The 13654-nt window shown below is 65.3% G+C and carries 7 protein-coding genes and 1 tRNA gene; 1 reads left to right on the forward strand and 7 read right to left on the reverse strand.

Features of this window, described 5'->3' with window-relative positions:
- Nucleotides 1-162: 162 nt before the first annotated feature.
- From DVU_RS02150 to DVU_RS02170, 5 genes are all read right to left on the reverse strand, one after another.
- On the reverse strand, nucleotides 163-918 hold the full coding sequence (locus DVU_RS02150; protein ID WP_014524239.1) for a 3'-5' exonuclease: 756 nt from the start codon (nucleotides 916-918) through the stop codon (nucleotides 163-165).
- Complete coding sequence (locus tag DVU_RS02155; protein WP_010937751.1) at nucleotides 905-3127, reverse strand: DUF294 nucleotidyltransferase-like domain-containing protein; 2223 nt, start codon at nucleotides 3125-3127, stop codon at nucleotides 905-907. The genes DVU_RS02150 and DVU_RS02155 overlap by 14 nt, the downstream gene beginning before the upstream one ends.
- 8 nt (nucleotides 3128-3135) lie before the next feature.
- Nucleotides 3136-4860 carry a DUF294 nucleotidyltransferase-like domain-containing protein gene (locus tag DVU_RS02160; RefSeq protein ID WP_010937752.1) on the reverse strand — a complete coding sequence of 575 codons (1725 nt, stop codon included), beginning with the start codon at nucleotides 4858-4860 and terminating at the stop codon, nucleotides 3136-3138.
- Nucleotides 4861-5008: 148 nt separating this feature from the next.
- Nucleotides 5009-6556, reverse strand: a complete 1548-nt coding sequence (locus tag DVU_RS02165; protein WP_010937753.1) for a sodium:solute symporter family transporter — start codon at nucleotides 6554-6556, stop codon at nucleotides 5009-5011.
- Nucleotides 6549-6866 carry a DUF485 domain-containing protein gene (locus DVU_RS02170; protein WP_010937754.1) on the reverse strand — a complete coding sequence of 106 codons (318 nt, stop codon included), beginning with the start codon at nucleotides 6864-6866 and terminating at the stop codon, nucleotides 6549-6551. Before DVU_RS02170 ends, DVU_RS02165 begins: the two co-directional genes overlap by 8 nt.
- A gap of 393 nt (nucleotides 6867-7259) precedes the next feature.
- Here DVU_RS02170 and gmd point away from each other — a divergent pair, with 393 nt between their 5' ends.
- The gene (gene gmd, locus DVU_RS02175; RefSeq protein ID WP_010937755.1) at nucleotides 7260-8405 is read left to right on the forward strand and encodes a GDP-mannose 4,6-dehydratase; all 1146 of its coding nucleotides are present in this window, start codon (nucleotides 7260-7262) and stop codon (nucleotides 8403-8405) included.
- Here gmd and DVU_RS02180 read toward each other — a convergent pair.
- Both DVU_RS02180 and DVU_RS02185 read right to left on the reverse strand, forming a co-directional pair.
- Nucleotides 8393-13000 (reverse strand): chemotaxis protein CheB, encoded by a 4608-nt coding sequence (locus DVU_RS02180; RefSeq protein ID WP_014524240.1) that lies wholly within the window; start codon nucleotides 12998-13000, stop codon nucleotides 8393-8395. The genes gmd and DVU_RS02180 overlap by 13 nt on opposite strands.
- A 213-nt stretch (nucleotides 13001-13213) precedes the next feature.
- Nucleotides 13214-13300 (reverse strand) — tRNA-Leu (locus DVU_RS02185).
- Nucleotides 13301-13654: the final 354 nt, after the last annotated feature.

Consider the following 13654-nt stretch of genomic DNA (forward strand, 5'->3'; position numbering starts at 1 on the left):
GTACGGTGACAGGAACGTGCAACGGGACGCGACGCTACGGGGTGTCTGGCGGTACCGGACGGCTGGTGGCTTCGGGCTATCGCCGTGCGGGCTCTTGGTCGTGCGGGGAGGCAGGGGCGGTGTCGTCGCGGCTGCGCCGGAGGTGACGCGGAGCATGCCGCGCTAGAACGTCATGGCCGTGGCACCGTTCAGTTCATGCAGTCCCGTGGCGGCAAGGTGGAAGAGGTCGCCAAGCGTCATGTGGCCGCAGTCGCCATGAACCAGAAGGCGTTGCAGCACGAGGGCGGTGAGCCATGCGTCGCCTGTGGCGTCGTGTGCGTCAGCCACATCGATGTCGAACACGCGTGCCACGGCGTAGAGGTCGGCGTCCTTCGTGGCGAGGGCTGCGGCGCGGGCGGGCAGCCTGTGGCGCAGGGCAAGGTGCAGGCCTCGCACGTCGAGGGTGCGGCGGGGCCACGGGCGCACCCCGTGGCGTTGCGCCGCGGCATCGAGGAATGCGGCATCGAGGCCCACATGCCACCCCGCGGGCACGCTGTCTCCACAGAAGGTGCGAAAGGCGGCAAGGGATTCCGCCGGGTCGTCGTGGGTGGCTGTCTCGTCGGGCAGGAGACCGTGCACGGCGATGGCATCCTCTTCCGGGGGCAGATGCGGGCGCATCTTCGCCTCGAAGCAGCGTCCGGCGAGGATGCGCTCACCGCGCATGGTCACGCCAGCCACGGCGATGATGGCGTCGCGGCGCGGCACAAGCCCCGTCATCTCAAGGTCGAGTACCACGAACGTTGCGGCGTGGACGGGTTGCCGCAGCCGTTCAGCCTCTCCCGACCACGGGGTGTGCAGCAGCGGCAGCCGCGTCAGTCCGTCCAGCAGGCGTGAAGCGACGCGTCTCGCCTTGTGCATGGTGCCTTCAGGGCGCGTCATGGTCTTGCCCTGCCCTTGTCCGCGGAGGCCGCGGCGACACAGTGTCCCGACCGTTGACGTGGTGGATGAATCTGGCGACGGCGGCTTCGGCCCTGCGCAGGGCGAGGGCTTCGAGGGGTGACCGCGGGGCGGACGGCATGTCGGTGGGGACTTCCGGGGCGGGGCCGCCACGGGCCGCATCGTGGGCGGTGATGAGCAGAAGCACGTCGAGGGCGCATCGTGCTTCAGGGTAGACCGAAGCCGTGTCTGGCTTCGCCTGTCCTTCTGCAAGGCGGAGGCGCGACCGCGTGCCGACAGCGTCGACGCCAAGGCGCACAGCGAGAAGGCGTACCGCATCCACGAGGGCCTGAAGCATGGCGTGCGGGTCGGGATGGCTGAGGGCCTGTCCGCGGGTCATCGCATCTGCCGTGGGTGTGTGCCGGATTGCGGGATGGGCGGCGTGACAGACAGCATGACGGGCGGCATCGCGCACTGTCGAGGTGAGCGATTCCGCACCGTGAAGGGTACGTGCGTCGCACAGGTCTGCGGTTGGGATGCGGGGGGCCAGCAGTGGCGGGCTGCCCATGCCGGAAGCCGAAAGGCCGGGGGGAGGGGAGGATGCGGTCGCAGACTCCCTAGCCCCACGCCCCGCCCGTGCGAGGGAGATGGACGGGGCGCTGCCGTTGACCCCGGCGGCATCACTGGCCTCCCCCTCGGCTTCGTTGGTGGCCTCTCCATTGGCACACAGGGCCATCCATCGGTGCAGGGGCAGCGTGAGTGCCGGGGCCATGCGTCCTTGCGGGTCGCGGGCAAAGCCCAGTGCCGCGAGTCCGTCGGTGACGAAGGTGGCTACGCTGCGGCAGTAGCGGGCTGCACGCATTCCTGTCTCAGGGGACGCCTCGTCGGGCGGGGGCATGAAGACGATACCCGTCCGTTGCACGGGGCGCAGCAACGCCTCTTCGCGGGCCGCCGGCCCGAAGGTCATGAAGGCGTAAGGCACGGGGGGCGGCCCCAGCGTCTCTTCCGCCATGTGGATGAGGCGTAGTGCAAGGCGGTCGTGCAGACGGGCGGTCACCGTGTGCAGTGCTTCGGGCCCGGCCCCTTCGCAAAGCAGGTCGAAGGCCAGTGCATCGACGCGGGTGGCGACCCCCACGAGGTCGGAAAGCCCCTTGGCCTCGCGCAGGGCTGCGAAGAGGGCCGCAGGGGATGTCCCGCGCAATGACAGGAGGTCGTCGGAGGACAGCAGACAGGGTGGCGTGTCGTCTGCACGGCTGTCGTGGGGCGACTCCCGGTGGTGTGTGCTGTCCCTGCCCTGCCCGTCAAACCTGTCGACCCCGGTGTGCCCGTCCCCCCCGCCACGTTCCCTGTCTCCGTCGTCCCCTTCTTGTGCTGCGCATCTCGCATCGGGGTGAAGCATGGCGTGAGGGGCTTCGCCATGCGCGAGAGTCTCGGGTACGACGGCCACATGGTGGATGCCACGTGCCGTCATGGCAAGCAGCGCGTCGAGGGCGGGTGTCTCGGGGGGCAAGGTGAAGACCGGCGATGACATGATGCCGCCTACGGGCTGCGCGCTGTCCCCACCCCGCGCCAGCACACGGGCTGTGAGGTCACGCACGGTGACGATGCCGCAGGGACAGCCGCCTTCGACCACCAGCACGGCACTGCCGCCGCTGTCGACCATGGCGCGTGCCGCTTCGCCGATGGCGTCGCCGGGGGCGACACACGGGGCGGGGCGGGTGGTGAGCGTTGCCAGCGTGGTATGGTGCCATGTGTCCGCCTCGTGCCGCGCCAGCAGGGTCGTCCGTCGCATCTCCGCCGCCGCCCTGTCACGAAGGGCCGCGCTGCAACGGGGGGCGAGCAGCGCAACAAGCCCCGGTGTGGTTGCAAGGGCGTCTGCCACGGCATTCCGTTCCAGAAGGATGCAGAGTACGTCGGTGAGGGCCGTGCAGGGTGCGGTGCCGGTCGTGTCGGTCGCGCCAGTCGCGTCGTCGAGCCATGCCCCCGGCGCGAGCACCGTTCCGGGCCAGCCGGGGCGAGTGGGGCCTTGCACCATCCCCTTGCGGATGAGGTGCAGGTGCGTGCCGATGTCATCAGGGGCTGCGGGAAGCCGCCCGCCCCTGGGGACGAAGAGTACCTCCGCCGTCGCGGCGACTCGCCGCAACGCACCCGAAGGGCAGTCCGAGAAGGGGGCGATGCCGCGCAGGAAGCCGATGATGTCTTCGGGGATCACGTGTCACCTCACCCGATGAGATGCAGCCCGAAGCGGTGTTCGAGCCATGACGCGAAGGTATCCACGACGATGAGGCAGCGCCGCAGCCCTTCGCGTTCCAGCGGGGCGAGGGCTCCCACGTCCAGCAGGGCGCTGCCGCCTCCCTTCGTGGCCTTCGCGGGGGAGGTTCCCCCGGAGGATGGTGCGGCTGCCATGACCAGCGATGTCGTGCCGGTTGCGTCGTGCAGGGCCTTTTCATCTGTCATCATGGCTTCCGTTGCCCACGACGGACCTTTCTGCTGCCGGTCTACGGGCTGGGCGTGGGCCTCGTGCGCGACCTGTCCCCGCAGGCGAAGCCCGAGCAGGACGTCCCACGCATGGGCGATGTCGTCGCCGAGTTCCCCGCCGGGAATGCCGCATTGCCTGAGGGCGGCAAGGCGCGACGCGGTATCGGAGGGTGACGTTATACCCCGGCCGGCAGCGTCGTTGTGCGATGCGTTGCCCGAGACGGATGCGCCGGCCCGTTCAAGGGCGAGCGCTCTCGCCCCCTGCATCAGGGTGAAGAGACCGCACCGTTTGAGGTCGATGTACTCGCCGTCCTTGCCGTCGCGGATGACTGGCAGCCGGTTGAACATGCCGAGCTTCGGAGCATGGCGCACGGCTTCGCGTCCCATGAGTCGCAGGGGCAGCGAGGTTGTGGCAAGGCGGTGGCAGAGGTGGTCGGTCAGGCGCGGGCAGAGGTCGAATCCGTCGTTGAGCCCGCGCAGGTCGGCAAGGATGGAGAGTGTGACCACGGCAGGGGCGTCGGGGGTGCGGCAGGCCCCGTCCACGACAGTGCGCCAGCTTCGCATGGTGCGTCGCCACGCGGGGCTGGAGGGCATGATGCCGTGAGGGCAGGGCGGCAGCCCCGCATGGACGAGCATCTGTGCCAGTGCCTCGCCGAACCGGGCGAACCATGCCGCCACTGCGTCAGGGGGGATGTCGCCGCTGGCGTCGGACAGCACGAGGGCCACATCCTGGTCGGTGGCGAAGAACTGTTCCCGTCGGGCGTGGCTGCCCAGCACCCCCACGGCGAATGGCGATGGAGGCGGGGTGGGCATGGTCTGGAGTGCGAGGTGGGCGGCGCGTGTCACCAGCCTGTCGCGCAGCCCTGCGACGATGCGACCCAGTCGTACTGCAGCGATGCCTTCGGACGTGTATCGGCGGATGAGACGATGCAGGGTCTCGTGCGCCATGCCGAGTGCGGTGGCGTCGGTGGAGGTGTCGATGGCCGAAGCCACGGCAAAGGGGCTTGCCGTATCACCGGACAACAGGTCGCGTTCCTCGAGGATGCCCCGGGGCGTGCCCTCGCCGGATACCACCAGCAGATGGCGTATGCCGTGTTCGGCCATGCGAAGCACGGCCTCGCCCGTGGTCGAGCCTTCACCGATGGTGACGACCCCTCCCCGCATGACCCGCCCGAGTGGGCGCGCGTGGGCCATGCCCCTGTGTTCGGCGACGAGGCGGGTGATGTCGCGTTCGGTGATGATGCCTTCGGGGCGGGTCGCCTCGCCCACCAGCACCGCCGAGACCTGCGCTTCTACCATACGCGCTGCCGCTTCGCCCAGTGACGTCTCACGGTCGAGGGTCAGTGGTGGATGCAATACCAGCGAGGAGAGGGGGGTGAGGCATGAGGGCGGTGAGGTGTCGGCACCCCCGGGGTCTCTCCGTCCGGGTGACGTTGGCGGGGCGGCGGGCCGTGGTTCCTTTGTCATGAGTCCCTGCCCTTTCAGGTTGCATCACTGTTGCCGGGGACATGTGGTGCGCTTTCGCCATCCGGTGGCGTATCCCTCCCGTCGTCGCAGGGAGGGATACGCCGTCTTGCGTTCGTCCTGTCATCCCATCATCGGCATCAGAGGGGAATCACTCCGCGCCTACGCCGAGGTAGTTGCGAATCTTCTGGGCGTCGAAGCGGGCGGACTCCTCACTGTCGGGGCGCAACAGCGACCCGGCGATTCCGGCCATGAACGCGGCGGGCATGGAAAGCAGGGCCGGGTTTTTGAGCGGGAAGGGGGCCGTGCCGAGGTGGAACACATCCGTCCAGACGGTGGGGCTGACGATGATGAGGCCCACGGCGAGAACGCCCCCGGTGACAATGGCCCACACTGCGCCGGTGGTGCTGCAGCCGCGCCACATGATGGACAGGAGGAGTGCGGGCAGGTTGGCACTGGCGGCGATGGCGAAGGCCAGTCCGACCATGAAGGCCACGTTCTGTCCCTTGAAGGCGATGCCCAGCAGCATGGCGATGACGCCGAGGGCGATGGTGGCGCGTTTGGCCACGCGGACCTCATCCGCCTCGTTCGACTGTCCGCCCTTGAAGACATTGGCGTAGAGGTCGTGGGAGAAGGTCGTCGCCCCTGCCAGCGTCAGACCCGCGACCACGGCGAGGATGGTGGCGAAGGCGACGGCGGCGATGAAGCCGAGGAACATGGTGCCACCTGTCACTTCCGCCAGCAGCGGGGCCGCCATGTTGCCGCCCTTGTCGAACATGCGGATGGCGTCGGGGCCGACAAGCATCATGGCACCGAAGCCGATGATGAAGGTGAGCACGTAGAAGTACGAGATGAGACCGGTGGCATAGAACACCGATTTACGGGCGGCGCGGGCGTCGGGCACCGTGTAGAAGCGCATGAGGATGTGCGGAAGCCCTGCCGTGCCGAACATGAGTGCCATGCCCAGCGAGATGGCGTCCCACGGGTTGGACACGAGGCCGCCGGGGGCCAGCATCGCCTCGCCGTGCTTCGCGGCTGCGGTCACGAAGAGACGGGTGGGGCTGTAGTCGAACTGCGCGAGAACCATCACCACCATGGCCGTGGCACCGCCAAGGAGCAGCACCGCCTTGGTTATCTGCACCCATGTCGTGGCCAGCATGCCGCCGAAGAGCACATAGGCCATCATGATGAAGCCCACGGCCACCACGGCGTATTCGTAGCGGATGCCGAACATGAGCTGCACCAGTGCTCCCGACCCCACCATCTGGGCGATGAGGTAGAAGCACACCGTCATCAGCGACCCGCACGCGGCAGCGATGCGTATGGGCTTCTGCCGCAGCCTGTAGGCCACGACATCCGCGAAGGTGTACCGGCCGAGATTGCGCAGGGGTTCGGCGATGAGGAACATCATGAGCGGCCAGCCCACGAGAAAGCCGATGGAGTAGATGAGGCCGTCGTACCCCTTCAGCGACACCAGTCCGGCGATGCCGAGAAACGAGGCCGCACTCATGTAGTCGCCCGCGAGGGCGAGGCCGTTCTGCAGTCCGGTGACGCTACGCCCCGCCGCATAGAATTCCGAGGCCGAACGGCTGCGGCGTGCCGCGAACCACGTGATGGCCAACGTGAAGGCGACGAAGGCGAAGAAGAAGAGGATGGAGACGGCGTTGGGCTGTCCGAGAGTGCTGGTGAACTCAGGCATGGTCGTCCCCCTTCATGCTTTCGACGATGGTTCGAACGTCGCTGTCGTATTTCGTGTTGGCCCACCATACGTAGATGCCCGTGAGAAGCGACGCGGAGATGATGATGCCGATGCCGAGTGGAATGCCCACGGTGAGACCGCTTTCGAGACGGGCGGTGAGCAGGTCGCGTCCGAAGGCCAGCAGCATGATGAACCCGAAGTAGATGACCAGCATGAGCGCGGTCATGGACATCGAGACGGTGCGGCTGCGGCGGACGAACAGGTCGAAGTGACGTTCGTCGGGGGCCTTGTGCGTTGTCGGGCCTGACATGGGATGCCTCCTTTCCTGTGTGTTCCGATAGGAAAGGAGCATATGTGTATTTTTGTATGGTTTCACTCCCATATCGGCAAGCGGCGCCCTGACATGGGACGAGTGCCGTTAACGGGCGCCAGGGCAGGGTGAATGCCCATGGGCGGCGCTGCCCGCGCTGGGCGTTGGGCGTCTGGGGCAGGTGTGAACGGTCATCCGCACGTGGTGGGCGGTGACCCGCCGTCGGGTGGCAAGACCAGACGGTGAACGGCATCAAGGCGGGCCGATGCGTCGCCAGTGGCGGGAAATGGCATGACGACGCCGAGAAGCATGGCGTGGGGCGGCACGCGGTTGCCACTGCGCCACGGTTGTCCTATAAGGGGCCGATAGTCTGACCTCTTTACGGAGAATTTCATGAAGCGCGCGCTCATCACCGGCATCACCGGGCAGGACGGGGCCTACCTCGCCGAATTCCTGCTTGCCAAAGGCTATGAGGTGCACGGCATCAAGCGCCGGGCCTCGCTTTTCAATACCGACCGCATCGACCACCTCTATCAGGACCCGCACGAGAAGCGCAGACGGTTCATCCTGCATTACGGCGACATGACCGATGCCAGCAATCTCATCCGCATCGTGCAGGAGGTGCAGCCCGACGAGGTCTACAACCTCGCGGCGCAGAGTCATGTGAAGGTGTCGTTCGAACTGCCTGAATATACGGCCAATGTCGACGCACTGGGGCCGTTGCGGCTGCTTGAGGCCATTCGCATCCTCGGCCTGGAGAAGAGCACGCGCTTCTATCAGGCCTCCACATCGGAGCTTTTCGGGCTGGTGCAGGAAGTGCCGCAGACGGAACGCACCCCCTTCTATCCCCGTTCCCCCTACGCCTGCGCCAAACTCTATGCCTACTGGATTGCGGTCAACTACCGCGAGGCCTACGGCATGTACGCCTGCAACGGCATCCTCTTCAATCACGAGTCGCCTGTGCGCGGCGAGACCTTCGTCACGCGCAAGATTACCCGTGCGCTGGCGCGGACGGTGCTTGGGCTGACCAACGGTCTGCATCTCGGCAATCTCAACGCCCTGCGCGACTGGGGGCACGCCCGTGACTACGTGGAGATGCAGTGGCTCATGTTGCAACAGGACAAGCCCGAAGATTTCGTCATCGCCACCGGACATCAGTATTCGGTGCGCGACTTCGTGGCCACGGCTGCAGGTGAACTCGGTCTTGCACTGGAGTGGCACGGCGAGGGCGTGGACGAGAAGGGTGTTGTCACGTCGGTGGATGCGAAGGCGCTGGAACGGTTGACCGGTGCCGCCGGGGCTTCGTGCCCCGTGAAGCCGGGCGACGTTCTGGTGCAGGTCGACCCGCGCTACTTCCGTCCCACCGAGGTCGAGACGCTGCTGGGCGACCCGACGCGGGCCCATGAACGCCTCGGATGGAAACCGCGGACGACCTTCGCCGACATGGTGGCGGAGATGGTCCGCGAGGACGTGAACCTCGCCCGCCGCGACGCCGTATGCAAGGTGGCCGGTTTCAGGGCCTTCAGTTACAACGAATAGTCTTCACGGGTGCGGCCTTCGGGCCGCACCCGCCGCCCCAGGGTCGCAAGGGCCTTCTCCAGTGCTGTGAAGTCGTAGGGCTTCTGCACATAGGCGTCGGCCCCTTTCGCCATGAACCGTTCTCGGTCGCCCTGCATGGCGTGTGCGGTCACGGCCACGACCGGAATGGTGGGGGGCAGTCCCGCGACCTGTCCCGTACGGATGGCCTGCAAGGTTGCCATGCCATCGAGGACGGGCATCTGGATGTCGAGGAACACGGCATCGAAGTGCTGTTCCGCGAGTGCCTGCAACGCCTGACTGCCGTCTTCCACGGCATGGGCGCGGTGACCCAGCTGTTCCAGCATCCGTGTCAGGGTGAGGCGATTGATGGCATCGTCTTCCGCCACGAGCAGGTACAGGGCATGCCTGTCGCCTTCATCCTCCGTCTCCTTGACCTTCCTGCCCTGCGGGCGCCGGGTCTTTCCGACCGGGATGGCGAAATGCATGGCCGTACCCATGTCCGGCGCGCTCTCCACTTCGATGCTGCCCCCGAAGAGTTCCATGAGTCTGCATACGATGCCAAGGCCGAGTCCCAGTCCGCTGTGACGGCGTGTGTAAGAGCCGTCCAGTTGGGTGAAGGGCTGGAAGATGCTCTCGATTCTGTCTTCGGGGATGCCGGGACCGGTGTCGCGTACGGTACAGAACAGGACGATGGCGTCGCCGCGCATGGAGGCTGTGGAAAACTCCACACGTACGCCACCCTTCTCCGTGAACTTGACCGCGTTGCCGACAAGGTTGAACAGCGTCTGCCGCAAGCGCAGAGGGTCTGTCCGAACGTAGGTGGGGGTACCGGGGGCAATGGTCGTCTCCAGCGTGATGCCCTTGCCTGTGGCGTCGAGGCTGAAGGTGGAGAACACCTCGTCCACCAGTTCCCTTATGTCGCAGGGGATGGCTTCGATGACAAGCTTGCCCGCCTCGATGCGGGAAAGGTCGAGGATGTCGCTGAGCAGTCGCACGAGGTTCTGCCCGGAACGGATGGCGGTGGTCACATACTGCCTCTGTTCGGGAGAGAGGGACGACAGTTCGAGCAGTTGTAACATGCCCAGCGCTCCGTTGAGCGGAGTGCGCAATTCGTGGCTGACGTTGGCAAGGAACTCGCTTTTGGTACGATTTGCCTCTTCGGCGCGTTTGCTCGCCTCGCACATGGATTCCAGCGCGTTGACCGCATCGGTGATGTCATAGCAGTAGCCGATGAAACCGGAGAAGGTGCCGTCGAGGTCGGGAAGGGGCTTGCCGCAGTCGACGAGCCAGCGGAATTGACCGTCGTGCCGCTTCAGGCGGTAGTTCATCTCGAATGCCTGCTGGAGTGCGAAGGCTTTCTGATAGATGCTGACGCAACGGTCGTAATCGTCGGGGTGCACTCCCCCGGCCCAGCCGTAGCCATACTCCTGTTCCATGGTCCGGCCCGTGAAGTCGAGCCATGTGGTGTTGAACCAGTCGCATGCACCAGTGGTGTCGCTACGCCAGATGAGCATGGGGGCGTGGTCGAGGATGCGCAGATACCTGTCGGCGGCATTATGCATGCGCGTCGCGTCGTATCGTCGTTCCGTGGCGTCCACGGCAACGCCGTACCATTCCGTGCCGCCCCCCCGTGCCGGAGTGGAGGTGGCCTGTACATGAACCCATTTTGTACCGCCTGTGCAATGCAGGGGGATTTCGACATCCACAGGCGTCCCTTCCCCGTCTGTCGCAGAGATGCCCGCAAGGATATGTGGCACGACATCCGGGCCGAACAAGGCGACCAGCGCGTGCGGGTCGGCTTTGATCTCTTCCTGCGACAGCCCGCACAACTCGACCGTTCCGCCGCCGACGTACTCGACCCTGATGTTACCATCATGCGGGGCGCACAACTTGAACACCACGCCGGGAACGTTACGCGAGACCTCGTCAAGAGAACGTGCCTCCTGCCGCATGGCTTCGGCATGTTTGACGTGGGTGATGTCCATGAAGGTGAGCAGCATATGCTCTGTCGCCCCTGTCTCATCACGGACGGCATGGATGCGTTGCTGGCACCACCTGCCATCCGTGAGGCGTGCCTCGCTGTCGTGTGTTCCCCCTTCACTGAGGCCAAGAGCCAGCGATTTGAAGAGATTGTCAGGTTCCGCAAGGCACGAGGCGATCTGTTGCAGCGGCCTTCCCACATCGTGGGGTTGCAGGTGGAAGATTGCAGACATGCCCGCATTGAAACGCCGCACCCGTAGCGATTCGTCCAGCGAGGCGATGGCGATGGGAATCGTGTCGAAGAGTTGAGCGTAGTCTTCTCCAAGAATGCGTAGCTGGTCGTTCTTGCGCTCGAATTCGGCGTTGACGGTGTAGAGTTCCTCATTGATGGAATGAAGCTCTTCGTTCGTCGCCTGCAGTTCTTCATTGGCCGAGAGCAGTTCCTCGTTGGTGGCCTGCAATTCCTCGTTGGTGACGTGCACCTGTTCGATACTGTCACGCAGGCTCGAACGTGTCTCGGCAAGTTCCGCTTCGAGTTCGGCGACCCGTGACGCCAGCAGTCCTGTGCCGTGCCCCGTCGCTGCGGGTTCGACAAGAGGCCGGATGAGCACAGGGTGCGATGACTGGAGCGCCACGTGGTAGTGCTTCCCGTCGGATGGCTTGTTACCGATGGGCATGACCTCGACATCCACGAGGCGGTCCCCGCCATTGCCCGGTACGCGGATGCTCTTGAAGCGGGCGGTCTCCCCGGTCGTAGAAGCCCGTTGCAGCGCGGAGGAGAGGGCAAGGCGCAAGTCGCCCTCGACCATGTCGGTGATGGGGCGGTCGGTGCGCCCGGTATGCTGCGTGAGATATGAGGCCCCGTTGCCGAAGAAATGCAGCACGGCGAAACGGTCGTCCACAAGCATGCCGTCCGGGGCGAAACGTTGCAGAAGCGCGTCGTAGTCGCGCAGCAGTTGTCGTTCAGAGGGTTGTGGCGAGGATGTGGCCAGACGGTGCGCGTCGATGACAGCCGGGTGCACCAGATGGGTTGCCGTCATGCCGAGGGTGTCGGGACGTTTCGTGAAGATGCGTAACCGCGGGTCGAGAGGTTCGAAGATGGGATGCAAGCGTCCTGTGGTCTCGCTCGCTCCCATGAACAGGACACCGCCGGGGCGCAGGGCCATATGCAACCGGGCGATGGCCCTCTCCTGTGCATCCACCCCGAAATAGATGAGGAGGTTTCTGCAACTGACGAGGTCGACACGGGTGAAGGGCGGGTCGGCGAGGATGTTGTGCTGCGTGAACAGCACCAGAGACCGCAACTCCGGGGCGACCCTGTAGGTCTCATCACCTTCGGGAATGAAGAATCGTTGCAGCCGTCGGGGTGAGAGGGCCTGCAGGCTGTCTTTCGTGTAGACCCCTGCCGAGGCGCGGTCGAGGGAGTGCCTGTGGACGTCGGTCGCGAAGATGGAGATGCGCCCCGTGAAATCGAACTGCGGGGCGGCTTCCAGCAACAGCATCCCGAGGGAATAGGCCTCTTCGCCGCTGGCGCATCCGGCGACCCACAGCCGGATTTCACCCCGGTCGCCCTGTTTCCTGAAAAGTTCCGGTATGACTGTGGCGGCGAGTGTGTCGAAGGCGGTTTCATCCCGGAAGAAGGTCGTCACCCCGATGAGCAGGTCGCGGAACAGGGTCTGCACCGCTTGCGGGTCGTCACGAAGGTGCCGGGCATAACCTTCGATGTCGGCATGTTGTTCAAGCCGGATGCGGCGCATGATGCGCCGTGCGATGGTGGCCGGTTTGTAGTCGCGAAAGTCGAGCCCGCCATGGCGTTGCAGCAGCGTGAAGATGGTCTGCAGCGCGTCGGGGGCAGGGCCTCCGGAGGCGGGGTCGGCAGGCAGGCCGGGATGTTCGAACGGAAGTGGCGAGCCCGATATGAAGGCGGCGAGTATGTCCGGCATTTCGTCTGGAGTGGCAAGCACGGCAGCCCGGCAGGCCGCGGCTGCTGCTTTGGGCATGCCATCGAAAGCCGCGCTTTCGGGGAGTTGGACGAGAACCAGACCTCCGGCGGCGGAGATGGCCTCCAGCCCCGACGCCCCGTCGGTGCCGGTGCCGGAAAGGACGACCCCTGCGGCGTTCTCTCCATACCATGCGGCGAGGGAGGCGAAGAAGGTGTTGATGGGCATGGAGGGGCGGTTGTCATATGAAGACTTGTCGCGCAGGATGAAACCGTCCAGCGTTATCTCCATCTCCTTGCCGGGCGGCAACAGGTAGATGTGGTCGGGTGCCGGGCACATGCCATCCTGCACAACGACGATGGTCATGACAGTCTGGCGGGCCAGCAGTTCATCCATGAAGCTTGGGAAATCGGGTGACAGATGCTGGATGACCACGAACGCGGCCCCGGTGGTGGTGGGCATATGCCTGAAGAGGCCCTCAAGGGCTTCCAATCCCCCCGCAGAGGCGCCTATGCCGACGACAAGGGGAAGATGCACGGCATCATGTGTGGTGGGGTGGTGCCCGGCACGCCCCTTCGCGGCGCGATGGCTGTCGACCTGCCGAGGCACGGCATTCTCTTCCGGCAACGTGCCGGAAGGCGCTGTTGGGGGAATGTCGAGACGGGGTGCAGCCATGAAAGGCCTCCGGTCGCATAGGTTGCGGCACAGAGACCAGACTAGCATGGAAGGAGGCTTGTATATCGCCGGACGGAAATTAATCATCGGCTCGGCGAAGTGCCGGACAGCCGATGCGTATCGACTGAAACGGGCTGTAACGAGGTAGGCAGAGCCTGTCGGCATACAAAACAGGAAAAGGGTCGCAACATGTGTTGCGACCCTTGCTTCCGATGGTGCCGAAGGGGAGACTCGAACTCCCACTGGGGAACCCCAACTAGACCCTGAACCTAGCGTGTCTACCAATTCCACCACTTCGGCGCGAGGGGGACGTATAGCCTGACATGGCATCGGGTGCAAGCGAAAAATGCGGCCTTGCCAAAAGAGCGGTGTCGCGGATGCCGGCAAGGGGCGTGAACGGCAGAGGCTACCCGCGCCATGGGCGTGGCCCCGTGTGCATCGGCAAAGGGGCGGTTGGCCTTGCCTGAAGTTCCCTGATGGCTTCACGGTGTACGGTGGACAGGATATCTCTCGCCGGAGACTCTGCCGCCCTGGGCTGCGGAGTCCTGCTGCCTGAAGCCTTCGGGGGCGGAAGCTGCAAGGATGTCGCAACGTCCAGTCCGGACCCCTCGCCCCGTAAGGGACATCCTCTGACAGGTATGCAAGATGTGCTGC

Origin of the sequence: Nitratidesulfovibrio vulgaris str. Hildenborough (assembly GCF_000195755.1) — a bacterium.
GTDB lineage: Bacteria > Desulfobacterota > Desulfovibrionia > Desulfovibrionales > Desulfovibrionaceae > Nitratidesulfovibrio > Nitratidesulfovibrio vulgaris.